General features: G+C 72.4%; 25 protein-coding genes. 18 read left to right on the top strand and 7 right to left on the bottom strand.

Translation table 11 applies throughout. The annotated features are described in order from the left end of the window. The 7 genes from tolA (at position 1) to ACMGDM_RS16055 (ending at position 8,919) form a co-directional block, all read left to right on the top strand. Positions 1–975 (top strand): cell envelope integrity protein TolA, encoded by a 975-nt coding sequence (gene tolA / locus ACMGDM_RS16085; protein ID WP_436805116.1) that lies wholly within the window; start codon positions 1–3, stop codon positions 973–975. 263 nt (positions 976–1,238) lie between these two features. After that, complete coding sequence (gene tolB, locus ACMGDM_RS16080; protein ID WP_436805183.1) at positions 1,239–2,633, top strand: Tol-Pal system beta propeller repeat protein TolB; 1,395 nt, start codon at positions 1,239–1,241, stop codon at positions 2,631–2,633. A gap of 63 nt (positions 2,634–2,696) precedes the next feature. Next, positions 2,697–3,215: a peptidoglycan-associated lipoprotein Pal gene (gene pal, locus ACMGDM_RS16075; protein WP_183945359.1), complete on the top strand. Its 519-nt coding sequence runs from the start codon at positions 2,697–2,699 to the stop codon at positions 3,213–3,215. 136 nt (positions 3,216–3,351) lie between these two features. Further along, on the top strand, positions 3,352–5,790 hold the full coding sequence (locus ACMGDM_RS16070) for a ribonuclease R family protein (RefSeq protein ID WP_436805115.1): 2,439 nt from the start codon (positions 3,352–3,354) through the stop codon (positions 5,788–5,790). Positions 5,791–5,944: 154 nt separating this feature from the next. Next, positions 5,945–6,247, top strand: a complete 303-nt coding sequence (locus tag ACMGDM_RS16065) for a hypothetical protein (RefSeq protein WP_436805114.1) — start codon at positions 5,945–5,947, stop codon at positions 6,245–6,247. A gap of 67 nt (positions 6,248–6,314) precedes the next feature. Continuing rightward, the gene (ggt, locus tag ACMGDM_RS16060; RefSeq protein ID WP_436805113.1) at positions 6,315–8,093 is read left to right on the top strand and encodes a gamma-glutamyltransferase; all 1,779 of its coding nucleotides are present in this window, start codon (positions 6,315–6,317) and stop codon (positions 8,091–8,093) included. 505 nt (positions 8,094–8,598) lie between these two features. Beyond that, on the top strand, positions 8,599–8,919 hold the full coding sequence (locus ACMGDM_RS16055; RefSeq protein WP_436805112.1) for a hypothetical protein: 321 nt from the start codon (positions 8,599–8,601) through the stop codon (positions 8,917–8,919). 111 nt (positions 8,920–9,030) lie between these two features. Here ACMGDM_RS16055 and ACMGDM_RS16050 read toward each other — a convergent pair whose 3' ends face one another. Together ACMGDM_RS16050 and ACMGDM_RS16045 are read right to left on the bottom strand one after the other, a co-directional pair. Further along, entirely contained in the window at positions 9,031–9,330 is a 300-nt protein-coding gene (locus ACMGDM_RS16050) for a hypothetical protein (protein ID WP_436805111.1), read from the bottom strand. Continuing rightward, entirely contained in the window at positions 9,327–9,503 is a 177-nt protein-coding gene (locus tag ACMGDM_RS16045) for a hypothetical protein (protein ID WP_436805110.1), read from the bottom strand. The genes ACMGDM_RS16050 and ACMGDM_RS16045 overlap by 4 nt, the downstream gene beginning before the upstream one ends. Positions 9,504–9,590: 87 nt before the next feature. Here ACMGDM_RS16045 and ACMGDM_RS16040 point away from each other — a divergent pair, with 87 nt between their 5' ends. Further along, positions 9,591–10,208, top strand: coding sequence for a S24 family peptidase (locus tag ACMGDM_RS16040; protein WP_436805109.1), 618 nt, complete (start codon positions 9,591–9,593; stop codon positions 10,206–10,208). Positions 10,209–10,323: 115 nt separating this feature from the next. Here ACMGDM_RS16040 and rnhA read toward each other — a convergent pair whose 3' ends face one another. The 3 genes from rnhA to ispH form a co-directional block, all read right to left on the bottom strand. Next, positions 10,324–10,785, bottom strand: a complete 462-nt coding sequence (rnhA, locus tag ACMGDM_RS16035; protein ID WP_436805108.1) for a ribonuclease HI — start codon at positions 10,783–10,785, stop codon at positions 10,324–10,326. Then, positions 10,782–11,735, bottom strand: coding sequence for a homoserine kinase (gene thrB, locus ACMGDM_RS16030; protein ID WP_436805107.1), 954 nt, complete (start codon positions 11,733–11,735; stop codon positions 10,782–10,784). Before thrB ends, rnhA begins: the two co-directional genes overlap by 4 nt. Before the next feature lie 362 nt (positions 11,736–12,097). Then, positions 12,098–13,063 (bottom strand): 4-hydroxy-3-methylbut-2-enyl diphosphate reductase, encoded by a 966-nt coding sequence (gene ispH, locus ACMGDM_RS16025; protein WP_436805106.1) that lies wholly within the window; start codon positions 13,061–13,063, stop codon positions 12,098–12,100. Between the two features lie 135 nt (positions 13,064–13,198). Between ispH and ACMGDM_RS16020 the strand changes: the two genes are divergently transcribed. Beyond that, the gene (locus tag ACMGDM_RS16020; protein WP_436805182.1) at positions 13,199–13,876 is read left to right on the top strand and encodes a hypothetical protein; all 678 of its coding nucleotides are present in this window, start codon (positions 13,199–13,201) and stop codon (positions 13,874–13,876) included. Between the two features lie 130 nt (positions 13,877–14,006). Continuing rightward, positions 14,007–14,384, top strand: a complete 378-nt coding sequence (locus tag ACMGDM_RS16015) for a hypothetical protein (RefSeq protein ID WP_436805105.1) — start codon at positions 14,007–14,009, stop codon at positions 14,382–14,384. A gap of 295 nt (positions 14,385–14,679) precedes the next feature. Here the strand turns inward: ACMGDM_RS16015 and ACMGDM_RS16010 are convergent, their stop codons facing one another. Further along, positions 14,680–15,531: an oxygenase MpaB family protein gene (locus tag ACMGDM_RS16010; RefSeq protein WP_436805104.1), complete on the bottom strand. Its 852-nt coding sequence runs from the start codon at positions 15,529–15,531 to the stop codon at positions 14,680–14,682. 28 nt (positions 15,532–15,559) lie between these two features. After that, complete coding sequence (locus ACMGDM_RS16005; protein WP_436805103.1) at positions 15,560–16,069, bottom strand: Ros/MucR family transcriptional regulator; 510 nt, start codon at positions 16,067–16,069, stop codon at positions 15,560–15,562. Between the two features lie 224 nt (positions 16,070–16,293). Here ACMGDM_RS16005 and ACMGDM_RS16000 point away from each other — a divergent pair, with 224 nt between their 5' ends. The 8 genes from ACMGDM_RS16000 (at position 16,294) to cysN (ending at position 26,135) form a co-directional block, all read left to right on the top strand. Continuing rightward, complete coding sequence (locus tag ACMGDM_RS16000; protein WP_436805102.1) at positions 16,294–17,715, top strand: amidohydrolase; 1,422 nt, start codon at positions 16,294–16,296, stop codon at positions 17,713–17,715. Beyond that, the gene (locus ACMGDM_RS15995; RefSeq protein WP_436805101.1) at positions 17,712–19,022 is read left to right on the top strand and encodes an amidohydrolase family protein; all 1,311 of its coding nucleotides are present in this window, start codon (positions 17,712–17,714) and stop codon (positions 19,020–19,022) included. Before ACMGDM_RS16000 ends, ACMGDM_RS15995 begins: the two co-directional genes overlap by 4 nt. 313 nt (positions 19,023–19,335) lie before the next feature. Next, positions 19,336–21,291 carry a heme lyase CcmF/NrfE family subunit gene (locus ACMGDM_RS15990; RefSeq protein WP_436805100.1) on the top strand — a complete coding sequence of 652 codons (1,956 nt, stop codon included), beginning with the start codon at positions 19,336–19,338 and terminating at the stop codon, positions 21,289–21,291. Then, positions 21,288–21,881, top strand: coding sequence for a DsbE family thiol:disulfide interchange protein (locus tag ACMGDM_RS15985; RefSeq protein ID WP_436805099.1), 594 nt, complete (start codon positions 21,288–21,290; stop codon positions 21,879–21,881). Before ACMGDM_RS15990 ends, ACMGDM_RS15985 begins: the two co-directional genes overlap by 4 nt. Continuing rightward, positions 21,878–22,273, top strand: coding sequence for a cytochrome c-type biogenesis protein (locus ACMGDM_RS15980; RefSeq protein ID WP_436805098.1), 396 nt, complete (start codon positions 21,878–21,880; stop codon positions 22,271–22,273). The genes ACMGDM_RS15985 and ACMGDM_RS15980 overlap by 4 nt, the downstream gene beginning before the upstream one ends. 182 nt (positions 22,274–22,455) lie before the next feature. Continuing rightward, positions 22,456–23,274, top strand: a complete 819-nt coding sequence (gene cysQ, locus ACMGDM_RS15975; protein ID WP_436805097.1) for a 3'(2'),5'-bisphosphate nucleotidase CysQ — start codon at positions 22,456–22,458, stop codon at positions 23,272–23,274. A 10-nt stretch (positions 23,275–23,284) separates the two neighbouring features. Continuing rightward, positions 23,285–24,184 carry a sulfate adenylyltransferase subunit CysD gene (gene cysD, locus ACMGDM_RS15970; protein WP_436805181.1) on the top strand — a complete coding sequence of 300 codons (900 nt, stop codon included), beginning with the start codon at positions 23,285–23,287 and terminating at the stop codon, positions 24,182–24,184. 43 nt (positions 24,185–24,227) lie between these two features. Then, positions 24,228–26,135 carry a sulfate adenylyltransferase subunit CysN gene (gene cysN, locus ACMGDM_RS15965; RefSeq protein ID WP_436805096.1) on the top strand — a complete coding sequence of 636 codons (1,908 nt, stop codon included), beginning with the start codon at positions 24,228–24,230 and terminating at the stop codon, positions 26,133–26,135. Positions 26,136–26,153: the final 18 nt, after the last annotated feature.

Raw genomic sequence — 26,153 nt, 5'->3', positions numbered from 1 at the left:
GTGGAACGCGCCGAGAAGATCGGGCTGGGAGTCGCGGCGGCCGGGCATGTCTTGCTCTTCGGCCTGCTGTCGGTCGGCTTCCTCGATACGCCTAACCCGATCAAGCTGAAGCAGAATCCGGTCGAGGTCAGCCTCGTGCAGGATGTCGCGCTCGAGGCCGCCGCGCCCGCCGCGACCGAACCGCCGTCGCAGCGCGTGTCGCCCGAGGCGGGCGAGCCGGTCGATGCGCCGCCGCCCGCCGCGGCGCCCCCTGCGCCGGTGCCCGCCCCCGCGCCGGTCCCGGAGCCGCGGCCGGAGCCCAAGCCGGAGCCGAAGCCGGCGCCGCCCAAGCCCGCGCCGCCCAGGCCGGCGCCGCCGAAGCCGGCGCCCGCGCCGAAACCCGAGCCGAAGCCGCAGCCCAGGCCCAAGCCGGCCCCGGCGGCGGAGAAGGCGCCGAGCAAGCCCGCGCCGACCAAGCAGCAGAGCGCCGCCAGCGCGCCGAGCAAGGCCAAGGCACCCGCCGCCGCGGCCAAGGGCAACGGCAAGACCGAGACCGCCAAGGCCGAGCGCGCCAAGGGCGGCCGGCTCGGCAGCGACTTCCTCAAGGGCCTCACCGCGGAGAAGAGCAGCGCGAGGGAGAGCGACGCGCCGCCGTCCGCGGCACGCGTCGACGCGCGCGCGCTGGCCGGGATCCAGCAGGCGATCGCGCGCCAGATCCAGCCCTGCGCCGATCGCCAGGTCGATCCCGGCCCGGGCGCCAACCAGATCGTCACCACGCTCAACCTGCGGCTCAACCGCGACGGCACGCTGGCGGCGACCCCAACGGTGGTGCGGCAGACCGGGGTGGACGACGACAACCGGCGCTACGCGCGCCGCGTGGTCGATCTCGGCGTCGCCGCGTTCAAGGGCTGCTCGCCGCTCAAGCTGCCGGCGGAATATTACGCCACCGCCAACGGGGGGTGGAGCAACATCAACTACAATTGGAAACTGCGGTGATGCGACTCCGACTCTGCGGTTCTACGCCCTTCCGCCGGGCCTCTTCCCTGACGGCTGCCGCGCTGCCGGTGGGGGGACAATCCTCGCGCGCCACATCCACCCCGTCATCCCGGACTGGTTCCGGGATCCAGGGTTCCGCAGGCGCCGCAGCCCCCGCGTTCGCGGCACCGTGGATCCCGGCCCAAGTCCGGGATGACGCTAGGGCGTCGGGTGAGCGTCGCGCGGCTGGCGCCGGCCGCGCGCCCGCGCGTACGGTCGCCGCCATCACCCCGCTCCTCGCCTCTGCCGCCGCGCTCCTCGCCACCCCCGCGGCGGCGCAGCTCGTCCCGCCCGCCGGCACCCCCGCCGCACCCGCGCCCGCGCAGCAGCCCGGCGCGCCCGCGGGCCAGACCCCGCCGCCGCTCGAGGTGGACGTCACCGGCGGCATCTCGGCGCCGATGCCGATCGCGATCCCGCCGATGCCGACCCAGGCGGTGGTGCAGACCCCCGCCGGCCCGACCGACCGGCTCGGCCGCCAGCTCAGCGAGATCGTCGCCAACGACCTGCGCAACTCGGGGCTGTTCAACCCGATGGCGGCCGCCGCCACGCGCGCGATCGCCTTCCCCGAGGTGACCGCGCCGGCTTATGATTACTGGGGCGGCTCGGGCGCGCAGGCGCTGGTGCAGGGCTATATCCGCGCCAATGGCGACGGCACGCTGACGGTCGGCTGCTATCTCTACGACGTCTCGGCGCAGACCGAGCTGACGCGGCAGGGCTTCGTCGTCCCGCCGTCGGACTGGCGCCGCGCCGCGCACAAATGCGCCGACATGGTCTATACCCGCCTCACCGGCGAGGGCGCCTATTTCGACAGCCGCGTCGTCTATGTCAGCGAGACCGGGCCCAAGGCCAACCGTATCAAGCGGCTCGCGATCATGGACCAGGACGGCGCCAACAGCCGCTTCCTCACCGCGGGCTCGTCAATCGTGCTGACGCCGCGCTTCGCGCCCAACCAGCAGTCGATCGTCTATATGAGCTATGTGGGGAAGACGCCCGCAATCTATATCTACGACCTCGGCTCGGGGCGGCAGCGGCTGGTGGTGCAGAATGTCGCCACCACCTTCGCGCCGCGCTTCTCGCCGGACGGGCGCTATATCCTCTTCTCGATGGCGCAGGCGGGCAACACCGATCTGTACCGCGTCTCCGCCGCCGGCGGCACACCGCAGCGGCTGACCAACTCGCCGGGGATCGACACCGGCGGCAGCTATTCGCCGGACGGTTCGCGCATCGTGTTCGAGAGCGACCGCTCGGGCGGGCAGCAGCTGTACGTGATGAACGCGGACGGGTCGAACCAGCAGCGCATCAGCTTCGGCGGCGGGCGCTATGCCACGCCGGTGTGGAGCCCGCGCGGCGACCTGATCGCCTTCACCAAGATCCAGGGCGCGTTCCGCATCGGCGTCATGAGCCCGAGCGGCGCGGGCGAGAAGCTGCTGACCAACAGCTGGCAGGACGAAGGGCCGTCGTGGAGCCCGAACGGCCGCGTGCTGATGTTCTTCCGCCAGGGCCGCGGCAACGCCGGCAAGGCCGATCTGTGGTCGGTCGACCTGACGGGCGTCAACGAGCGTCGCGTCCCGACCCCGCTCGACGGCTCGGACCCGGCCTGGGGGCCATTGCGCCCGTAACGCTAAGCGGCGACACTTCACCGCGAGACGACAACCTAGACGACGAACACGGGAGAACACGCGATGGCACGACTGACGACCACCCTGTTGATGGCGACCGCCCTGGTGGCCACCGCCGCCTGCTCCAAGAAGCGCCCCGACGTGCTGCCGCCCGCTCCCGGCGGCGCGCCCGAGGCGCCGCCGTCGACCGGCGCGACCGACCCCAATGGCGGGATCACGCCGGGCTCGGCGGCCGACTTCAAGCGCTCGGCGCAGAGCGACACGGTGCTGTTCGGGCTCGACATGTATGACATCGACGGGACCGCGCGCGGCATCCTCGACAGCCAGGCGGCGTGGCTGACGCGCTATCCCAACGTGCGCATCACGGTGGAGGGCCATGCCGACGAGCGCGGCACGCGCGAGTATAACCTGGCGCTGGGCGACCGCCGCGCCAACGCCGCGAAGAACTATCTGGTGGCGCGCGGCATCGCGCCGGCGCGGATCACCACGATCAGCTACGGCAAGGAGCGTCCGGTCGCGCTCGGCTCGGACGAGGAGAGCTGGGCGCAGAACCGCCGCGCAGTGACGGTGGTGGTCGGCTGATCCGGCGGCGGGGGCGCGGCCGCCCGGACGGGCGGCGCGACCCTGCACCCGGCACCTTGGTCGGGCCGAATAGCCCCCTCCCTTTGGGAGGGCTATTCGGCCACCACCCAACAAACGTCGTCATCCGCACGCATCCATGGCGCCGGCCGCCGCGAGCCCCTATCTCCGCGGCGTGCCAAAGAAACCGCCTCCCGGCCTGCCCACGCGCGAGCAGGTGCTCGACTTCATCGCCACCGCCGCCACGCCCGCGGGCAAGCGCGAGATCGCGCGCGCCTTCGCGCTTTCCGCGCAGCAGAAGATCGCGCTCAAGGCGCTGCTCAAGGACATGGCCGACGAGGGGCTGATCGACTCCGCCCCCGGCCGCGCCTTTCACAAGATGGGCGGGCTGCCCAAGGTCACCGTGCTGCGCGTCGCCGACGTCGACGAGGGCGGCAACGTCTGGGCGGTGCCCGAGAACTGGCAGTCCGACGCGCCCGTGCCGCGAATCCGCGTGCGCGAGCACCGGCGCGGCGCGCTGGGCGTCGGCGAGCGGCTGCTCGCGCGCACCGAGGAGACCGGCCACGGCTGGACCGCGCACCCGATGAAGGTGCTCGCTCCCGCCGCCGAGCAGATGATCGGCGTGCTGCGCCGCGAGGGCGACCGGCTGTGGCTGCAGGGCGTCGAGAAGAAGGAGCGGCGCGAATATGCCGTGTCCGACGCGGGCGACGCCGAGGCGGGCGACCTGGTGCTGGCCGAGAAGGCGGGGCGGCCGCCGCGGATCACCGCACGCGTGGTACAGCGGCTCGGCGACCCGTTCGCGCCGCGCAGCTTCTCGCTGATCGCGATCCACCGGCTCGGCATCCCCGACGTGTTCGCGCAGGAGGCGCTCGACGAGGCGGCGCGGGTCGCGCGTCAGCCGCTCGGCGAGGGCCGCGAGGACCTCACCCATCTGCCGATTGTCGCGATCGACCCCGCCGACGCGCGCGACCATGACGACGCGGTCTGGGCCGCGCCCGACGACGATCCCGCCAATGCGGGCGGCTGGCAGGCGATCGTCGCGATCGCGGACGTGAGCTACTACGTGCGCCCGAAGAGCGCGCTCGACCGCGAGGCGCGCGCGCGCGGCAATTCGGTCTATTTCCCCGATCGCGTCGTGCCGATGCTGCCGGAGATCCTGTCGGCAGACGTGTGCTCGCTCAAGGCGGGGGAGGATCGCGCCGCACTCGCCTGCCACCTGCGCATCGGCAAGGACGGCGCGCTCAGGGGCTGGCGCTTCTCGCGCGCGCTGGTGCGGCTCGCGGCGAACATCGCCTATGAGGAGGCGCAGGCCGCGATCGACGCGCGGGCGGCGGGCACGGTCGGCCCCGACTCTCTTCCGTCATCCCGGACTTGGTCCGGGATCCACCCGTCCGCAGACTCGCCGGCCGGCGAAGGCGCGGAGCCGTGGACCCCGGAACAAGTCCGGGGTGACGAAGTGGAGGCAACGGCGTCCTTCCCCTACGCCTGGAACCCCGCACTCGTCGACGCCGCGCTCGCGCCGCTGTGGGACTGCTGGCGGTCGCTCGCCGCGGCGCGCGACCGGCGCGAGCCGCTCGAGCTCGACCTGCCCGAGCGCCGCGTCGTGCTCGACGAGAAGGGCCGGATCATGTCGGTGGCGCCGCGCGAGCGGCTCGACGCGCACCGACTGATCGAGGATTATATGATCGCCGCCAACGTCGCCGCCGCCAAGGCGCTGGAGGCGAAGAAGGCGCCGGTGATGTACCGCGTCCACGAGGCGCCCGCGCGCGAGAAACTGGTCGCGCTCAAGGACTATCTCGCCACCTTCAACGTCGCCTTCGCGCTCGGCCAGGTGATCCGCCCCGCCACCTTCAACCATATCATCGCGCGGGTCGGCGATGCCGAGTTCCGCCCCGAGATCATGGAGCAGATCCTGCGCAGCCAGACCCAGGCCTATTACGCCCCGGTCAACCAGGGTCATTTCGGGCTGGCGCTAGGCAGCTACGCGCATTTCACCTCGCCGATCCGGCGCTACGCCGACCTCATGGTCCACCGCGCGCTGGTGAGCGCTTATGCGCTCGGCCCCGGCGGGCTGGCCGGCGACGAGGATTTCGAGCGCGCCGGCGAGACGATCAGCCAGCTCGAGCGTCGCGCGATGGAGGCCGAGCGCGAGACGATCGACCGCTATGTCGCCGCCTATCTCGCCGAGCGCGTCGGCGAGCTGGTCGAGGCGCGGATCACCGGCGTGACCAACTTCGGCTTCTTCGCCACGGTGGAGGGGGTCGGCGGCGACGGATTGATGCCGGTGCGCGACCTGGGGGGCGAATATTTCCGCTATGATGAGGCATCTCGCCGGCTGATCGGCGAGCATAGCGGCGAGACCTATGCGCAGGGGCAGCGGCTGGAGTTGCGGCTGGCGGAGGCCAACCCGGTCTCGGGCGCGCTGCGCTTCGAGCTGCCCGAGGGTCGCTACGGCGGCGCCAGCGGGGGCGGGAACGGGGGCGGTCGCGCGCGAGAGCGGGAGAGCGAGCGCCGCCCGCCGCGCGTGCTCAAGCGCCGCGGGCGGCCGGGCAACATCCGCCATCAGGGGCGCAAGTAGCTTCCCTCGATCGCGACGACGAGCGAACCACACTCCCCTCCCCTTCAGGGGAGGGGGCGGGGGTGGGGGGCCTCCACTGGCGTAGCGCTCGAGGAGACGCCCCACCCCGGCCCTCCCCTGAAGGGGAGGGAGCATGGAAACTAGGAGACCCAACATGCCCGGCACCATTGCCGCGACGGTGATCATGAAGGCGCGCAAGAAGATCGCGTGGCACTTCCTCTCGGCCGGGGCGACCGCGCCCGCCACCGCGACCGCGTTCGAGCGGCCCGCGACGCGTCTCGGCGGCGAGGAGTTCGATCGCATGCTGGCGTTCGGCGCGCTCGAGCAAACCGATGACGGGCGCTATTGGCTCCACCGCCGCCGCTACGCCGACTATCGCAAGGAGTCGCTGGCGCGCGTGCTCGGCTATCTCGCGCTGGCGGGGTTCGCCGCCGCGGGCGCGATCGCGCTGGGCTGAGCCGCGCGGTGGACGCTGCCGCCGCCCGCCGCTATCCGCGCCGCTTCGGGTAGCGGAAGGAACGGCCATGGCAGCGCGCGCGAGCTTGTGGGGCAAAAGCGTCGCGCTGGCGCTGGCGGCGCTGCTCGGCAGCTGCGCGACACCGCCGCCCGCCGCGCGCGAGGGAGCGCCGCCCGCGACCACGGCTCCCGCCGCCGCCGCCCCGGCGGGCGACGCGGGTGCGCATCAGCGCTTCGTCGTCGCCGCCAACCCGCTCGCGGTCGACGCCGGAATGGCGGTGCTGCGCCGCGGTGGCTCGGCGGTGGACGCCGCCATCGCGGTGCAGGCGATGCTGTCGCTGGTCGAGCCGCAGAGCTCGGGGATCGGCGGCGGCGCGTTCATGACCTATTACGACGCCGCCACCTCGCAGGTGAGCGTCTATGACGGGCGCGAGACCGCCCCCGCGGGTGCCACGCCCGACATGTTCCTCGACGACGGCGGCCGGCCCTTGCCCTTCGCCACCGCGGTGCTGAGCGGACGCGCCACCGGCGTGCCCGGCGCGGTGAAGATGCTGGCCGAGGCGCACCGCCGCCACGGCGCGCTCGCCTGGCGCGCGCTGTTCGGCGACGCCGCGCGGACCGCGCGCGACGGCTTTCTCGTTTCGCCGCGGCTGGCGCGCTTCCTCGCCAGCGGGCGTTTCCCCGAATCGAACGCGCCCGACGTGCTCGCCTATTTCGCGCGCCCTGGCGGCGGGCTGCTGCGCGCCGGCGACCGGTTGCGCAACCCGGCCTATGCCGCCTTCCTCGGCCGGCTCGCCGCGCAGGGGCCGGACGCCCTGTACGGCGGCGCGACCGCGCGGCGGATCGTCGCACGCGTTCACGAGGGGCCGCTCGCGGGCAGCATGACGCTCGCCGACCTCGCCGGCTACCGGCCGGTGGTGCGCCAGCCCCTGTGCGCGCCATACCGCGTGCTGCTGGTCTGCGCGCCGCCGCCGCCCGCCAGCGGGGTGGGGCTGCTCGAGTTGCTCGGGCTGCTCGAGCGCACCGACGTGGCGCGCTACGGCGCGGACGACCCGCGCGGCTGGTTCCTCTTCGCCGAGGCGAGCCGGCTGATGTACGCCGACCGTGACCGCTACGTCGGCGACCCCGCCTTCGTCGACGTGCCCGTCGCCGGGCTGCTCGCCCCGGCCTATCTCGACCGCCGCGCGCGGCTGATCGGCGAGCGCGCCGGCGCCGCGCCCGCGCCCGGCCAGCCCGAGGGCGCGGCACCGCGCGGCGCCGACCGCACGCTGGAGCCGACCGGCACCTCGCACTTCGTCGTCGGCGATGCGCGCGGCAATGTCGTGTCGATGACGACCACGGTGGAGTCGATCTTCGGCTCCGGGCGGATGGTCGACGGCTTCTTCCTCAACAACCAGATGACCGATTTCTCGTTCAGCCCGCGCGACGCCGAGGGCCGCGCCGCCGCCAATGCGGTGGCGGCGGGCAAGCGCCCGCGCTCGTCGATGACGCCGCTGATCCTGCTCGACCGGCAGCGCCATTTCGCCGGCGCGGTCGGCTCGGCGGGGGGCAATGCGATCCTGGCCTATGTCGGCAAGGCCGTGGTCGGCGCGGTCGACTGGGGGCTGCCGATGCAGCAGGCGATCGCGCTGCCCAATTTGATCGCGCGCGGCGGCTCGTTCCAGGGCGAGGCGGACAGGTTCGCGCCGGCGGTACGCGAGGGGCTCGCCGCCCGCGGCGTGGTGGTGCGCCCGGGGCAGGGCGAGGATTCGGGGCTGCACGGCATCCTCGTGCGCGACCACGGCCGGCTCGACGGCGGCTATGATCCGCGGCGCGAGGGCAAGGTCGCGATCGAACCGGCACGCTGAGGCGGGCCCGGCTTGGGACGGGAGGTCGGGGGTGGACGTGTGCGCCCGGATGGGGCGTCACCTTCTTCGAGCGTGATCGGGGAGGGCGGGGCGTCGCCTTGTTCCTGCGGTCCGCGAGCGCGGGCGGCATTGCTGCTCGATAGGTGAGCGGGAGCGACTTCCTGACCGGAGCGACCGCGCGCGCCGGCAGCGATAACGTCGTACCCGCCACCCACGTCCGTCGTCCTGAACTTGTTTCAGGATCCACGCGTCCGCCAGCGCGGCGGACGTTGAGGATGTGGCACGGTGAATCCTGAAACGAGTTCAGGGTGACGCCCCGGAAGGGTGCGCGCCGGAAAGGGACGGCACCGAAAGGAACGCCGCAGAAGGGCTGGCCCAGAAAGGATGGGCGCTCCCGGAGCAACAGAGGGGCGCCGCCGCCAAGCGGCTCCGCAGCAACCCCCGCGAATCATGCCTATCCCCGCGTTAACCATCGGCTTACCACTGCGCCGCTAGGGTCATCCGCATGGTCGCTGATGTCCTCGCCCGCTCCGCCGCCGCCCGTCCCGCCGCGGCCCCGCTCTCTGGTCTCGCCGGCGCGTGGCGCCGGTGGCGCCGTCATGACCCGCGCCACGCGCTCGCGCGCGACGCCGTCGAGGCGACGCCGGCGTGGCTGGCGCCGCCGCCCGAGCGGCTGCTGCCGACCGACCTCGACCTGCCGCTGCGCCTGTACGACCCCGCCGCCTTCGCGCGGGCGGCGTCGACGCCGGCGCCGCGTGGGGTGCCGCTCGAGCCGCTGCTGCTCGACGAGACGCTCCAGCGGCTGCGCCGTCTCGTCGCCGCCTGACCGGCGCGGCGGGCCGATGCCCGCACCCGCGCGCACGGCCGGGGCGATCACCTTATCCGGCGTGGCGCATCGAACCCGCCACGCGCGGTCGTCACTTCGTGCGTACCCTGCTCAGCCCGCCACCACCGTCACGCCCTCCAGCCGCGCGCGCGTCATTCCTGCGTCCCGCGCGCGCGACGCCACGCGCAGCTCCGCCAGCAGATGCCCCGGCAGCTCGAGCGCATAAGGGTCGAGCGAGTCGAGCCAGGCGTCGAGCCGCGCGTCGCTCGTGCCGCTGACCACCAGTTCGTGGCGATCGCCCGCGAAGGTCGCGCTGCGCCACGCCTCGGCGCGGTGACGCTCGATTGCCACGCTCGCGCCCGCGCGCGCCGCCGAGCGCGTCAGCGCCCGCTCCAGCCGCGCCGCGCTCATCGCGCACCCGCGCGCAGCACCGCCTCGATCCGGCGCCGCATCCGCTCGCCCGGCACGCGCCCGCGGCGCAGGTCTCCGACCAGCCGCGGGTCGTTGACCGCACGGCGGCCAAAGGTTGTCGCCGCCAACCCGGTGCGACGCAGATAGCGCTCGATCTCCACCAACAGACTCATCGCTTATACCTCCCGCGACTCAGCGGTTCTCCATCTGTTCTCACTTTTCCAACTTGTCGAGGAAATTTCCTCAGGCTAGGGTCACGCATGACCGAGACCCCGCAACAGGCGCTCACGCGCGCCGCCGCCGAGCGCGGCGTGGCGCTTTCCGCGCTGTCGCGGATGATCGGGCGCAACCAGGCGTATCTCGGCCAGTTCGTGGTGCGCGGCTCGCCGCGGCGTCTGCCCGAGCGCGAGCGCCGGCTGCTCGCCGATTTCCTCGGGATCGACGAGACGTTGCTCGGCGCACCGCCGCCAGCGGACGACGCGGCGGCGGTGCCGTGGCTGGCGGTGCAGGCGGCGGCGGGGCGGGGGCGGGTCGCGGAGGAGCGCGTGCTCCGCACCGAACCGGTGCCGCGCACGCTGCTGCGCGCCGCGGGGGTGGCGCCCGCCAATGCGTCGCTGATCACGGTGGCGGGCGAGTCGATGGCGCCGACCTTGTGCGACGGCGACCGGCTGCTGGTCGACACCGCGGACCGCGCGCCGCCCGCCGCGGGCGCGATCTATGTGATCCGGCGCGACGGCGCGGTGGCGGTCAAGCGGCTGGTGCCGGCGGGCGACGGCTGGGAGGTGCGCAGCGACAATCCCGCCTGGGCGACGCTGCGGGTGCCGCGCGACGGGCTGGCGGTGATCGGGCGGGCGCGGCTGCTCACGCGGTGGCTGTGAGCAGCGTGTGAGTTAGGACTTCTTCCCCTCTGCTCAGAGGGCGTGACGGTCACGCTTGTGCCATCCCTGAGGCATGTACGGGCGGGTAGATCAGGGGGCCGCCTCCCGCACGCCGCTACTCCGCGCGCCGCGCGCGTCCCGCCGCCACCGCGGCGTCGCTGGCGAGCCGGTCGGCGCGCTCGTTCTCGGGGTGGCCGGCGTGGCCCTTGACCCACTCCCACTCCACCCGGTGCGGCTCGGCGGCGGCGAGCAGCGCCTGCCACAGCTCGGCGTTCTTGACCGGCTTCTTGTCGGCGGTCTTCCAGCCGTTCTTGCGCCAGCCATGGATCCATTTGGTCAGCCCGTCCATGACGTAGCGGCTGTCGGTCATCAGCTTGACGCGGCACGGGCGGGTCAGCGCGTTGAGCCCTTCGATCGCGGCGGTCAGCTCCATGCGGTTGTTGGTGGTCACCGCGTCGCCGCCGGAGAGTTCCTTGTCATGCGTGCCGCTGCGGATCACCACGCCCCAGCCGCCCGGTCCGGGATTGCCCTTGCAGGCGCCATCGGTGAACATCTCGACGAGGGTAAGTTCGGTCATAGGAAACAGTCCGGATGCGCCTCGTACCAGGCGAGGCGGTGGAGATAGGCGAGCGGGTCCTTGCGCGTCACCAGCGCGTCCGCGGGCGTGTGCAGCCAGTCCCACGCGCGGCTGAGCAGGAAGCGGACGCAGGCGCCGCGCGCGAGCAGCGGCAGCGCGGCGCGCTCCGCGGCGGAGAGCGGCGCCGCGGCGGCATAGCCCGACAGCAGCGCGGCGCCGATCGCCGGATCCAGCGGCGCGCCGGCTGCGTCGAACGACCAGGCCGAGTGCATCACCGCCAGATCATAGGCGCGCAGGTCGGTGCAGGCGAAGTAGAAGTCGATCAGCCCGGTGACCCGATCGTCGAGCATCAGCACATTGTCGGGAAAGAGGTCGGCGTGGATTGCGCCGGCGGGAAGGTCGCGCGGCCAGTCGCGCTCGATTGCGTCGAGCGCACGCGCGACGCGGTCGAACAGCCCGGCCTGGATCGTGTCCATGTCGCGCCCGCAGCGCTCGAGCAGCGGGCGCCACGACGCGACCCCCATCGAATTGACCCGGGTCGGCGCGAAATCGACGAGCGCGACGTGCATCGCCCCCATCGCCGTCGCCGCGGCATGCGCCTGCGCCGGGCTGGGGTGCGACACCGAGACGCCGGGGAGAAAGCGGATCAGGCAGGCGGGGCGCCCGGCCAGCTCCTGGATCGCGACGCCGCGCCGGTCGGCGATCGCGGGCGGCACGGGCAGGCCCTGCGCGGCGAGATGGTCGAGCAGCGCGAGGAAGAAGGGCAGGTCGCCCGCGGCGACGCGCTTCTCGTACAAGGTCAGGATGAAGCGCGCGTCGGTGGTGTCGACGAGATAGTTGGAGTTCTCGACCCCTTCGGCGATGCCCTTGGCCGACACCAGCGCGCCGACGTCGTAGCGCGCGAGGAAGGCGGCGAGCGCCTCGGCCGATACCTGCGTGTAGACTGCCACTGTCGCTCCCTCGTGGCGGCCATCCAAGCGCCCGCGGCCGGTTCGTTCGCGGAAGAGAGGAGGCTGGGTCAAGCCCGGGACGCGATTTAGGAGGCGATGCACGCCACCCTTGCGCCGTCATCCCGGCCCTGAGCCGGATTTCACCGTGCCGCGCGCGCCGCGATCGGTAAGCCGCTGAGGGCGGAGGAGCGCGCGAGCAGCGCCAGCGATGCGCCGTCACCCCGAACTTGTTCCGGAGCCCACCTCCCGACGTCCTCATCGGTCGATGAAAGTGCGGCACGGTGGATGCCGGAACAAGTCCGGGATGACGGAACGGTGGGTGAGGGGCGGGCGGGAGAAAGCCCGCAGCCCCTCCAGCCCCTTTACGCTGCCGCCGCCTCCAGCCCGCGCGGCAGCTTGAACGCGATCGTCTCGCGCGTGGTCTCCTCCTCGCGCTCGGTGACGTCGAAGCGGGTCGACAGCCGGTCGACCAGCTCGCGCACCAGCAGCTCGGGCGCGGAGGCGCCGGCGGTCACGCCCAGCGTGCCGACGCCGTCGAGGAACGCCCAGTCGAGATCGGCGGCGCGCTGAATCAGCGCCGAGCGGATGCCCTGGCGCTCCGCCACCTCGACCAGCCGCAGCGAGTTGGACGAATTGGGCGCGCCGATCACCAGCACCGCATCGCACGCCGCCGCGATCGCCTTCACCGCGGCCTGGCGGTTCGAGGTGGCGTAGCAGATGTCCTCGCCGTGCGGCGCCTGGATCGCGGGGAAGCGCGCGTGCAGCGCGGCCACCACCGCGGCGGTGTCATCGACCGAGAGCGTCGTCTGGGTGAGGAAGGCGAGGTTGGCGGGGTTGGCCGGCTGCAGCCGCTCGACGTCCTCCACCGTCTCGATCAGCGTCATCGCGCCCGCGGGCACCTGGCCGAAGGTGCCGATCACCTCGGGGTGGCCGGCGTGGCCGATGAACAGGATGTGCCGCCCCGCCGCGACCAGCCGCTCGGCCTGGCGATGCACCTTGGACACCAGGGGACAGGTCGCGTCGAGATAGTCGAGACCGCGGTTCTGCGCCGCCGCAGGGACCGACTTGGGCACGCCATGCGCGGAGAAGACGACGGGCGCGCCGTCGGGCACCTCGTCGAGCTCCTCGACGAACACCGCGCCCTTGGCCTTGAGCGAATCGACCACGAACTTGTTGTGGACGATCTCATGACGGACATAGACGGGCGCGCCGTGCTTCTCGATCGCCAGCTCGACGATGCGGATCGCGCGGTCGACGCCGGCGCAGAAGCCGCGCGGTGCCGCGATCAGCAGCTCGAGCGGGCGGCGGGCGGGAACGGGTTCGGCCATGCGCCTGCGTCTACGCCAATGCTTGCTCCCGCGATAGTCGGTTCCTATGCTGCGGGCGTGACCGGGGCCGTTCGCGCGGCCCCCTTTGTCGCATGTGCTGATTGTCGGGATGCCCCAGTGAACTTTCCCCGCGTGATGTCTCCCCGCGTGACCCGTGCCCGCGTGCTTTCCCCGCGCCCGTTCGCCGCGGCGCTCGTCCTCCTGCTCGCGGCGGGCTGCGCGCGCACCGGCGAGATCGACGTGTCGCGCGGCGGCGCCGGCATCACCGCGGTGCGCTCGGTGTGCCCGACCGTCGCGGTGCCCGCGGGCACCGGCGACGTCACCTTCTTCGATCCGCCCGCCAGCCGCACCGCCAGCGCGATCGACGCGGTGGCGACGATCAGCAACGTGCGCTCCACCTGCGACGACCAGGGCAGCGACGTGACGACGCGCGTCACCTTCGACGTGCGCGCGCGCCGCGTCCGCGCCGACGGGCCGCGCGACCTCACCTTGCCCTATTTCATCGCGATCACGCGCGGCGGCAGCTCGGTGGTGGCCAAGCGCGTCGGCCAGGTGGCGCTTCACTTCGACGCCGGCCAGCGCGTCGCCACCGCCACCGGCGACGCGACCACCGCGGTGGCGCGCGCCGCCGCAACGCTGCCGAGCGCGGTGCGCGACCGGCTGACCAAGCGGCGCAAGGCGGGCGACGAGGACGCCGCGCTCGATCCGCTCGCCGATCCGCAGGTGCGCACCGCGGTGGCGTCCGCCACGTTCGAGGCGCTGGTCGGCTTCCAGCTCACCCCCGATCAGCTCAAATATAACGCAACTCGCTGATCGCGCTGGAATTTTGACGCGTCTGCGACAAGCCGAGTCGGCGCCGCGGCGAGCCGGTCACCTTTGAGCAACCATTGCCGGCCTAAGCCTTTGGTCGGGAGGCGCCCGCTGGCGCTGCAAGGAGTTGTTCGTGACCGCATTGACGCCGCTGCTGTCGTCCACGTCGCTGGCCCCCGCGGCCGCGCCGACGACGCGCGCGGCGGCGGGGGCGACGCCCGCTCCGGCCGCGGCGCAGCCGGCGGTCGCGCGCGAGGCGACGATCGCGGCGCGGGTCGACGCGCAAGTCGAGGGCGGTGCGCTGAGTGCGGGGCAGGGCGCGTCGCTCAAAGACTTTTTCGGCGAGAATGGTGATGCCGGCTCGACCGGCAGCCTGATGCGTCGGGCGGATGCCCAGCTCGACCAGTTCGACCGGGTGCTCAACACGCTGCGCGCCAGCCTCGGCAGCGGCGCGATCTATGGCAGCCCCGCGCCGGGCAGCAGCGGCCTGGTGGTCGACCGGCTGGCGTGACCGGCCGGGCGCCGTCCCGGGGCGACGCGCGACTCGCTCAATCGCGTCACTGGCGCGGGTTGCGTCCGAGGGCAGCAAGGGCGCGTAGGTCAAGGGCCTGACGTGACCCCATCACCTGACAAGTACCGCGGATGACAAGGTTATATAAGTTCAGGCAGCGGACCACTCTCCGCCCGATCGAGTAAGTTATCGAGAATACTAAAAGGCGACGACGCTGTTCTCGTGCTCGAGAGAGTGGCGAGTAAATCCGTCACGCGTCTCGAGAGCTCGGCGGCGGCAGATGAGCGCGCCGCCCTCACCGCGCCTTCAGCGCCCAGCGCAGCACGCGGCTCATGCCGTCCGCGCCGGCGCGGATCGCGGGGCGCGCGGCGGCGGGCTGGAGCCGGCCGTGCAGCGCCGCCGCCCAGCCCGGCAGCAGGTCGACCGCCGCCGCGCTCGCCACCGCCAGCGCCGCTGCGGCGGCGGGGTCGTCCCCCGGCGCGAGCAGCGCCGCCGCCACCTCGCGCGTGCGATGGTCGGCGCGCAGCTCGGGCAGCACCCGCGCATAATAGTCCGCCACCGCGGCGCGCGAGCGCGGCACCGCGGTCGCGCCGAGCCGCTCCGCCACCAGCGCGGTGTCGGCGAGGTAACGGTCCTGGTCGGCGCCGCTCAGGGTCGCGTCGCGGTAGCGCAGATAGGCGCGCAGGAAACTGTCCACCTCGGCGACATGGATCCAGGTGAGCAGCGCGGGATCGTCGGCGCGATAGGGCGTGCCGTCGGGCAATGTGCCGGTAACATGCTCATGCACGCGCCGCACCTGCGCGATCGCGCGCTCGGCGGTGTCGGTGGCGCCGAAGGTGGTGACGGCGATGAAGCTGGCAGTGCGGCGCAGCCGCGCCAGCCGGTCGTCGCGAAAGCCGCTATGGTCCCATACCCCGGCGAGCGCGCGCGGGTGGAGCATCTGCAGCAGCAACGCCGAGATGCCGCCGATCATCATCGCGGAGAAATCGGCATGCACCGCCCAAGCGGGCGAGTCGCGCGCGATCAGCCCGGGATCGTCGGCGGCGCGCGTCAGGTCGAGCGTGTCACTCGTCACCAGCGCGCGCAGCCGGTCGCCAAGCGCGCCGCGCGCGCGCTCGATCAGTCCGGCCGCGGGGGCGTCGGTCACGCCCCGATCCCCGCGGCCGGTGTCAGGCTCAAGCCTCGGCCGGGGCCGACTTGCGGCGGCCGCGCGCTGCGGGCGCCGGGGCCGGGGTGGCGTCCTCGCCACCGCCGCGGCGCGCGCCGGGCTTGCGGCCGAGGCCGATCTTCTTCGCCATGTCGCGCCGCGCCTGCGAGTAATTCTCGGCGACCATGGGATAATCCGGCTTCAGGCCGAAGCGCTGGCGATATTCGTCCGGGCTCAGGCCGTGGCCGGCGAGGTGGCGGCGCAGCGTCTTGTACGGCTTGCCGTCGATCAGCGAGATGAGATGATCCTTCGAGGCGAGCGACTTTCGCACCGACACCGCGGGCGTATACTCGCTCACCGGCTCTTCCGACGTGGTCGGCGAAGTCGTCGACGACAGGTTCGACACGGCGTCGTGCATGGTGCGCAGAAACGCGGGAACGTCCTCGCCCGAAGCGCGCGTGTTGGGATTGGACAGCCAGGCGATCGTCAGTTCGGTCGCGAGCTCGACCACATTGGTGCTGGCGGTCTCGTCGTTCATCGTAACGCTCCTCGAAATGGTGGTGTGGCGTCTATACAGCGGCTCAGATGCCGTCAACGCGCCGATGCCAATAGTTATAACATGAGGCTGGCTAAAGTAGAAGCTGAACTCTTGGCGTACCTAATGTCGCCGCACATCGTCCCAAATTCGCACGAAGCTTGACCGGCGCGCGCTCGCCGTTCCATGGTCGCAAACGAGGGAAGAGCATAACAAAGGGGTCATGCATGAAGCTGGGACGGGGGCGCGCCGCGCTGTGGGGCGCGGTCGCGATCGCGCTGCCACTCGCCGCCTGCGCGAGTGACGGGAAAGATCGGCCCAAGAGCGCCGCCGCCAAGGCGCCACCGGTGAAATATGCGCGCGATCCTTATCCTTCCACCTATCACGCTTATCCCGGCGTGCCGACGCTGGTGCGCAACGTCACCGTGTTCGACGGCGAGGGCGGGCGGATCGACGGTGGTGCGGTGCTGCTCGCCGACGGCAAGATCGCCGCAGTGGGTCAGTCGCTCGACGCGCCCGCGGGCGCGGCCGTGATCGACGGCGCGGGCAAGTACATCACGCCCGGCATCGTCGATATCCACAGCCACCTCGGCGACTATCCCAGCCCGCAGGTGCAGGCGCTGTCCGACGGCAACGAGGCGACCGCGCCGGTCACCGCGGACGTCTGGGCCGAGCATAGCGTGTGGCCGCAGGACCCCGGCTTCGGCCGCGCGCTCGCCAATGGCGGGGTGACGACGCTGCAGATCCTGCCGGGCTCGGCCAATCTGATGGGCGGGCGCAGCGTGGTGCTCAAGAACGTCTACGCGCGCACGATGCAGGCGATGAAATTCCCCGGCGCGCCCTACGGCCTCAAGATGGCGTGCGGCGAGAACCCCAAGCGCGTCTACGGCAGCAAGGGGCGCGAGCCGTCGACGCGGATGGGCAATGTCGCGGTCGATCGCCAGACCTGGGCCAAGGCGGCGGCGTACAAGCGCAAGTGGGACAAATATGAGAAGGAGGGCGGCGATCCGCCCGATCGCGATATCGCGATGGACACGCTGCGCGGCGTGCTCTCGGGCGAGATCATGGTGCAGAACCATTGCTACCGCGCCGACGAGATGGCCATCGTCTTGGATATGGCCAAAGAGTTCGGCTATCACGTCACCGCCTTCCACCACGCGGTCGAGGCGTACAAGATCGCGGACCTGCTCAAGGCCAGCGGCACCTGCGCCGCGGTCTGGGCCGACTGGTACGGCTTCAAGATGGAGAGCTACGACGGGATCGGCGAGAATCTCGCGATCCTCGACAAGTCGGGCGCGTGCGCGATGATCCACTCGGACGACGAGAACGGCATCCAGCGGCTCAACCAGGAAGTGGCCAAGGTGCTCTCCTCGGCGCGCCACGCCGGGATCCAGGTGAGCGACGCGGCGGCGTGGAAGTGGCTCTCGCTCGGGCCGGCCAAGGCGCTCGGGATCGACGCGCAGACCGGCAGCCTGCGCCCCGGCAAGATGGCCGACGCGGTGCTGTGGAACGGCAATCCGTTCAGCGTCTACACCCGGCCCGAGAAGGTCTGGGTCGACGGCGCCTTGCTCTATGACTCGAGCGACCCGAAGCGCCGCCCGGTGAGCGACTTCGAGCTCGGCCAGCCCGGTTCGGGAGACGTCAAGTGACGCGCGCGCTGCTTCTCTCCTCCGCCGTGCTCCTGGCCGGTGTGCTGACGCCGTCGGTCGCGGCGCAGACCATCGCGATCACCGGCGGCACCGTCGCGATCGGCGACGGCTCGGCGCCGATCGAGCGCGGCACCGTATTGGTCGCCAACGGCCGGGTCGTCGCCGCGGGCGCGGGCGTGGCGGTGCCCGCCGGCGCCGAGGTGGTCGACGCCACCGGCAAATGGGTGACGCCGGGCGTGGTCTCGGCGATGACCGATTTGTCGCTGGTCGACGCCGACGGCGTGTCCGAGAGCAACGACGCGGGCGCGCGCACCTCGCCGTTCAAGGCCTCGCTCGACGTGTCGGTCGCGGTCAACCCGGCGGGGGTGAAGGTCGCCAACGAGCGGCTCGGCGGCGTCACCCGCGCGATCGTCGCGCCCGAGGCGGGCGGGTCGATCTTCGCGGGGCAGGGCGCGGTGATCGATCTCGGCAGCGACCCCGACGCGCTCACCCGTGCGCGCGCCTTCGAATATGTCGAGCTGGGCGAGGACGGCGGCAAGCTCGCCGGCGGCAGCCGCCCCGCGGCCTGGGCGCTGCTGCGTGACGCGTTCCAGCAGGCGCAGGACTATCGGCGTGACCCGAAGGCGTTCGACGGCCGCTCGCGCGACTCGCTGGTGACCCGCGCCGACGCCGAGACGCTGGGGCGCGTGCTCGAGGGGCAGCTGCCGCTGCTGGTCCATGTCGAGCGCGCCGCGGACATCCGCCAGGTGCTGGGCATGACGCGCGACTATCCCAAGGTGCGGCTGGTGCTGGTCGGCGTCGCCGAGGGCTGGCTGGTGGCGCGCGAGATCGCCGCGGCGCGCGTGCCGGTGATCGCGCACGCGCTCGCCGACCTGCCCGCCAGTTTCGAGAGCCTCGCCGCGACTGAGTCCAACGTCGGGCGGATGCGCGCGGCGGGGGTGCAGGTGGCGCTGTCGTCGACCGGGGCGTCGGGCGGCGACCATGTGCTGCGCCAGTTCGCGGGCAACCTCGTGGCGATCACGCGCGTCCCCGGCGCGACCGGACTCGACTGGGGCCAGGCCTGGGCCTCGATCACCAGCGCGCCCGCGGAGGCGATCGGGCTGGGCGGCGAGATCGGGTCGCTGCGTCCCGGGCGGCGTGCGGACGTGGTGCTGTGGGACGGCGATCCGCTCGAGCTGTCGTCGGTGCCGGTGGCGACCTGGGTCGACGGCCGCGCCCAGCCGATGCGCTCGCGCCAGACCGATCTGCGCGACCGCTATCTCACGCCGACCGAGGGCGCGCTGCCCAAGGCGTACGAGCGGCGGTAAAGCGAGAACCTCCCCGCCGGGCGGGGAGGGTCGTGCAGGTCGCCATGTCCGCCGGACATGGCTGGAATTGCCGGGGACCATTCCAGCTGCACGACAGCCGCAGGCTGGTGGAGGGGGCTTTCCGCGACCGAGCCGGCGCATGCGGGGCGAGCCCCCCATCACGACGCTGCGCGTCGCGGCCCCCTCACCGTGCCGGGGAGGATGCAGGCGCTCCTTCGTCCGTGTCTTTCAACGGCTCGCCACCCCGTTCCGCCTCGACGCTCCCCTGCCGCGCCGCTAAAGCCGTGCGCGTGTCGCCCGCGTTTTCCCCCGCATGACCGCCGAGTTCGGCCTCGCCGCTTTGTGGCTCGCCGCCGCGCTCGCGCTGGCGCAGCTCGTCCTCGGCGCGCTCGCGCTCCAGCAGCGCGCCGACGCCGCGCGCGCCGCGCCGACCGTGCGCGCGGTCGCCATCGTGCAGGGCGGGCTCGCGCTGGCCGCGATGGCGGCGCTGATCGCCACCTTCCTCGCCTCGGACATGTCGGTCGCGCTGGTCGCCGCCAACAGCCACTCGATGAAGCCGACGCTCTACAAGTTCGCGGGCGCCTGGGGGAACCACGAGGGCTCGATGCTGCTGTGGGTGACCATCCTCGGCCTGGCCGGCGCGGCGGTGGCGCGGCTGGAGCACCGCCTGCGCGCCGACACTTTGGTCGCCACGCTCGCGGCGCAGGCGACGATCGCGCTCGGCTTCTACGCCTTCCTGCTATTCGCCTCCAACCCGTTCGCGCGGCTCGACCCCGCGCCCGCCGATGGCGCCGGGCTCAACCCGCTGCTGCAGGACCCCGGGCTCGCCTTCCACCCGCCGACGCTCTACGCCGGCTATGTCGGCCTGTCGGTGGCCTTCTCCTTCGCGGTGGGCGCGCTGGTGACGCGCGACGTCGGCACCGCCTTCGCGCGCGCGATGCGCCCCTGGGTGCTCGGCGCCTGGATTTTCCTGACGCTCGGCATCACCGCGGGCAGCTACTGGGCCTATTACGAGCTCGGCTGGGGCGGCTGGTGGTTCTGGGACCCGGTCGAGAACGCCAGCCTGATGCCGTGGCTCGCCGCGACCGCGCTGCTCCATTCGGTGAGCGTGCTGGCGACGCGCGACGGGCTGCGCGCCTGGACCGTGATGCTGGCGGTGGTGGCCTTCTCGATGAGCATGATCGGCACCTTCTTGGTGCGATCAGGCATCCTCACCAGCGTCCACGCCTTCGCGGTCGACCCGCGCCGCGGCGCCTTCATCCTGGCGCTCCTGGTGATCTACATCGGCGGCGCGCTGCTGCTGTTCGGGCTGCGGATCGGCACGGTGCGGCAGGGCAAATTGTTCGAGGCGGTCAGCCGCGAGGGCTCGCTGGTGGCGAACAACCTGCTGCTCACCGTCATCCTCGGCATCGTGCTGATCGGCACCTTCTATCCGATCGTCGCCGCGGCGATGGGGGTGCAGCTCTCGGTCGGCCCGCCCTTTTTCGACTCGACCGCGGGGCCGGTGGCGCTGCTGCTGGTCGCGGTGCTCGCCGCCGGGCCGGTGATGCGCTGGCGCCGCGACGAGCCCGGCGAGGTGGCGCAGCGGCTGTTCCCCGCGATCGCCGCCACCTTGTTCGCGGGGGTCGGCGCCTTCGTGCTGGGCGGGCCGATCGCGCCGCTGCCGCTGCTCGGCATCGCGCTCGGCGTCGGGCTGGCGGTGGCGAGCGTCGCGCCGCTGGCGAAGCGCAACCTGCGCCGCGCGCCGCTCCAGCTGTGGGGCATGGTGGTGGCGCATCTCGGCGTCGCGGTGTCGCTGATCGGCATGGCGGCGAGCACCGCCTATACGCAGGAGCGGCTGGTCGCGGTCGGCACCGGCGACCCGGCACGGGTGGCGGGCTTCACCGTGCGGCTGGAGGGCGTGCGCCCGCTGGTGGGGGACAATTGGACCGCGCTCGAGGGCCGGCTGGCGGTGACGCTCGACGACGAGGCGGTCGCGGTGCTGCGCCCGCAGGTGCGCTATTTCACCACGCCTGTGACCACCACCAACGAGAGCGCGATCCTGACGCGCTGGGACGGGCAGCTCTACGCGGTGCTCGGCAGCTTGGGCGAGGACGGGCGCTGGCAGCTGCGGCTGTGGTGGAAGCCGATGGTGACGCTGATCTGGCTCGGCGGCTTCCTGATCGCGCTGGGCGGCGCGCTCGCGCTGGTGGGGCATCAGTGGCGGCTGTGGCACCAGCGCCGCCGCGCCGACGCGCACGCCGAGACCGCCGCCTGGGGCGAGGCATGAGCACGGGCGTCGATCCCGCGGCCGGCGCCGGTCCGCGCCACGCGCGCTGGCTGCTGTGGCTGCCGCTCTGCGCCTTCGGCATCGTGCTGGCGGTGGTGCTGTGGGGGCTGTGGCGCCCGGCCGACCGCACAATCTACTCGGCGATGGTGGGCAAGCCGCTGCCCGCGTTCACGCTGCCCGCGATCGCGCCGGGCAAGCCGGGCGTGACCGACGCGGACTTCCGTCGCGGCGCGCCGCGGCTGCTCAACGTCTTTGCCAGCTGGTGCGTGCCCTGCGTCGCGGAGGCGCCGCAGCTGCTGACGCTCAAGGCTGCGGGGGTGCCGATCGACGCGGTGGCGATCAAGGACACGCCCGCCGACGTCGCCGCCTTCCTCCAGCGCCACGGCGACCCCTATGCCAGCGTCGGCAGCGACCCGCACAGCCGGCTCCAGCTCGCGCTCGGCTCGTCGGGCGTGCCGGAGACGTTCGTGGTCGACGGGCGGGGGATCATCCGGCTCCAGCATGTCGGCGACATTCGCGCCGACGACGTGCCGCAGCTGCTCCAGGCGCTCGCGGCGGCGCGCACGCCGGCCGCGGTGTCGGCGCGGTGAGGCGGATCGCGGCGCTGCTGGCGCTGTGGTGCGCGGTACCGGCAGTGGCGCAGACCGCGCTGCCCCCGCTCGCTTATACCCAGCTGCGCGACCCCGATCAGGAGCGCCAGGCGCGCGCGCTGATGGAGACGCTGCGCTGTCTCGTCTGCCAGGGCCAGTCGATCGCGGACAGCGACGCCGACATGGCGGGCGAGATGCGCGCGCTGGTGCGCCAGCGCGTCGCCGCGGGGGAGTCGCCGCGCGCGGTGCGCGACTGGCTGATCGCGCGCTACGGCGATTATGTCAGCTACGACCCGCCGGTGTCACGCGCGACGCTGCCCTTGTGGCTGGCGCCGCTGCTGCTGCTGGCGGTCGGCGTGGTGGTAGCGCGCGGCTCATTCCGGCGGCGGTAGCGGCGGGAACGGCACCGGTCTGGGCGAACGCGGCGGAGCGCTGTCGGCGTCGGAGCCCGCCACCGCCGCTCTCAAACGGCGTACCCCGCCCGGCGCACTCGCGCGCGCCCAACCCCAACTTGCGGAGGATCGCGCTTATTCTTGCTGGTCGCGGTGCGCGCGCCACGCCACATAAGATTCCCATGACCGAGATCACCGACCGTCCCGCGCTGCTCGCCGCGCTCGTCGCGCTCGCCGAGGCGGGGGGCGACATCGTCTGGCGCCACTTTACCGCGGGTTGCGCGGTGATGCACAAGAGCGACGAAAGCCCTGTCACCGCCGCCGACCGCGACGCCGAGGCGGCCATCCTCGCCGGGCTCGCGACCGTCGCCCCCGCCGTCCCCGTGGTTGCCGAGGAGCAGGCCGCGGCGGGCGACATCCCGGCGGTGGCGGACGCCTTCTTCCTGGTCGACCCGCTCGACGGCACCAAGGAGTTCGTCCGCCGCGGCGACGACTTCACCGTCAACATCGCCCTGGTCGAGCACGGCGTGCCGACCATGGGCGTGGTCTATGCCCCCGCGCGCGACACGCTCTACTGGGGCGACGTCGCGCAGGACGCCGCCTGGACCGCGGCGCGCGCGCCCGGCGGCCCGCGCGGCACGGCACAGCTCATTCGCGTCCGCCGCTGCGGCGGCAAACCCTGCGCGGTGGCGTCGAAGAGCCATGCCATGCCGGGGCTCGACGAATGGCTCGATGCCGGCGGGGTGCACGAGCGCGTCGCGGTCGGCTCCAGCCTCAAATTCGCGCTGGTGGCGTGCGGCGAGGCCGACGTCTACCCGCGCACCGGGCCGACAATGGAATGGGACACCGCCGCGGGCGACGCGGTGCTGCGCGCCGCGGGCGGGCGCACGCTCGACGTCGACGGCGCGCCCTTCACCTACGGCAAGCCGGGCTATCGCAACGCCGGCTTCGTCGCCACCGGCGGCTACCAGCCCGCGCCGCTGCGCCCCTATCTCCGCTGAGAGCCGCCCGATCATGACGCTGACCCACCTCGACCGGCTCGAGGCCGAGAGCATCCATATCCTACGCGAGGTGGTCGCGGTCGCGGAGCGGCCGGTGATGCTCTATTCCATCGGCAAGGACAGCGCGGTGATGCTCCACCTCGCGCGCAAGGCCTTCTATCCCGCGCCGCCGCCATTCCCGCTGCTCCATGTCGACACCACGTGGAAGTTCCGGGCGATGTACGCGCTGCGCGACCGCGCCGCGCGTGAGGCGGGGATGGAGCTGATCGTCCACCGCAACCCCGAGGCGCTGGCGCGCGGAATCAACCCGTTCGACCATGGCGCGCTCCACACCGAATTGTGGAAGACCGAGGGGCTCAAGCAGGCGCTTGACCTGCACCGCTTCGACGCGGCGTTCGGCGGCGCGCGCCGCGACGAGGAGAAGAGCCGCGCCAAGGAGCGCATCTTCTCCTTCCGCAGCGCGACGCACCGCTGGGACCCCAAGGCGCAGCGCCCCGAATTGTGGCAGCTCTACAATGCGCGCCACGCCAAGGGCGAGAGCATGCGCGTCTTCCCGATCTCCAACTGGACCGAGCTCGACGTGTGGCAATATATCGCGCGCGAGAAGATCGAGATCGTGCCGCTCTATTTCGCCGCGCCGCGTCCGACGGTGAAGCGCGACGGGCTGCTGCTGATGGTCGACGACGAGCGTTTCCCGCTGGCACCGGGCGAGGTGCCGATGGAGCGCTCGATCCGCTTCCGCACGCTCGGCTGCTATCCGCTGAGCGGCGCGGTGGAGAGCGAGGCGGCGACGTTGCACGACGTGATCCGCGAGATGCTGCTCACCACCACCAGCGAGCGCCAGGGCCGCGCCATCGACCAGGACGCCGGCGCGAGCATGGAGCAGAAGAAGCAGCAGGGGTATTTCTGATGGGGGATCGGGCGACGCGGAGTGGCAACTCGGAACCCCGCGCATGACCAGCTACCAGCCCGATGCGCTGATCCGCGCCGACGTCGCCGCCTATCTCGCGCGGCACGAGGAGAAGTCGCTGCTGCGCTTCCTCACCTGCGGCTCGGTCGATGACGGCAAGTCGACGCTGATCGGCCGGCTGCTCTACGACAGCAAGCACGTGTTCGAAGACCAGCTCGCCGCGCTCGAGGACGATTCGCGCCGGGTCGGCACCCAGGGCGGCAACATCGACTTCGCGCTACTGGTCGATGGGCTCGCCGCCGAGCGCGAGCAGGGCATTACGATCGACGTCGCCTATCGCTTCTTCGCCACCGAGACGCGCAAGTTCATCGTCGCCGACACCCCCGGCCACGAGCAGTATACGCGCAACATGGTCACCGGTGCCTCCACCGCCGATCTCGCGGTGATCCTGGTCGACGCGCGCAAGGGCGTGCTGACGCAGACGCGGCGCCACTCCTATCTCGCGCAACTGCTCGGCATCCGCAACGTCGTGCTGGCGATCAACAAGATGGACCTGGTCCATTACGACCAGGGCGCGTTCGATCGCATCCGCCTGGCCTATCGCGCCTTCGCCAGCGAGATCGGCATCACCGACTTCCGCGCCATCCCGGTGTCCGGGCTGGGCGGCGACAATATCGCGACGCGCAGCACGCACATGGACTGGTATGACGGGCCGACGCTGATCGAGCACCTCGAGCAGGTGCCGGTCGACGCCGACCGCGCCGCGCGCGCGCCGTTCCGCCTGCCGGTGCAATGGGTCAACCGCCCCGACCTCGACTTCCGCGGCTTCGCCGGCACGATCGCGGGCGGCGCGGTGCGCCCCGGCGACGCGGTGCGGATCGTCCCCTCGGGACGGACCACCACGGTGAAGCGCATCGTCGCAATGGGCGGCGATCGCGACCGCGCGGAGGCGGGCGAGGCGGTGACGCTGACGCTCGCCGACGATGTCGACTGCTCGCGCGGTGACGTCATCGCCGCGGCGGACGATCCGCCCGAGGTGGCCGACCAGTTCGAGGCGACCCTGGTGTGGATGGCGGAGGAGGCGATGCTGCCGGGGCGCAGCTACGCCTTCCAGCTCGCCACGCAGACCGCCTCGGCGGTGCTGCGCCAGCCCAAATATCAGGTCAACGTCAACACGCTGGAACAGACCGCGGCGCGCACGCTGGAGCTCAACGCGATTGGCGTGGCAACGCTCTCGCTCGACCGGCCGATCGTGTTCCAGCCCTATGAGCAGAGTCGCGAGCTGGGCGGCTTCATCCTGATCGACAAGGCGACCAACGCCACCGTCGCGGCGGGGATGATCCGTTTCGCGCTGCGCCGCGCCAGCAACGTCCACCGCCAGCCGACTGACGTCTCGCGCGAGAAGCGCGCGTCGCTCAAGAACCAGCGGCCCGCGGTGCTGTGGTTCACCGGCCTGTCGGGGGCGGGCAAATCGACCATCGCCAATCTCGTCGAGAAGAAGCTGGCGCGGATGAACCGCCACACCTTCCTGCTCGACGGCGACAATGTCCGCCACGGGCTCAACCGCGACCTCGGCTTCACCGACGCCGACCGGGTGGAGAACATCCGCCGCATCGGCGAGGTGGCGCGGCTGATGACCGACGCGGGGCTGATCGTGCTGACCGCCTTCATCTCGCCGTTCCGCGCCGAGCGCGACATGGTGCGCGCGATGCTGCCGGAGGGCGAGTTCGTCGAGGTGCACGTCGACACCTCGCTGGCGGCGGCGGAGGCGCGCGACGTCAAGGGTCTGTACGCCAAGGCGCGCGCCGGCCAGCTGGCGAACTTCACCGGGATCGACAGCCCCTATGAGCCGCCCGAGGCGCCCGAGCTGCGCGTCGACACCGCGGTGGAGAGCGCCGAGGCCGCGGCCGAGCGGATCGCCGCCTGGCTGCTGGAGCGCGAGGAAGGCTAGGGGCGACCGGATAAAGGA

It is taken from the genome of Sphingomonas larreae (assembly GCF_051400595.1).
Classification (GTDB): Bacteria; Pseudomonadota; Alphaproteobacteria; order Sphingomonadales; family Sphingomonadaceae; genus Sphingomonas.
Note: the sequence above shows the minus strand (reverse complement) of the source record. Positions and strands in the feature narration are given on the sequence as shown.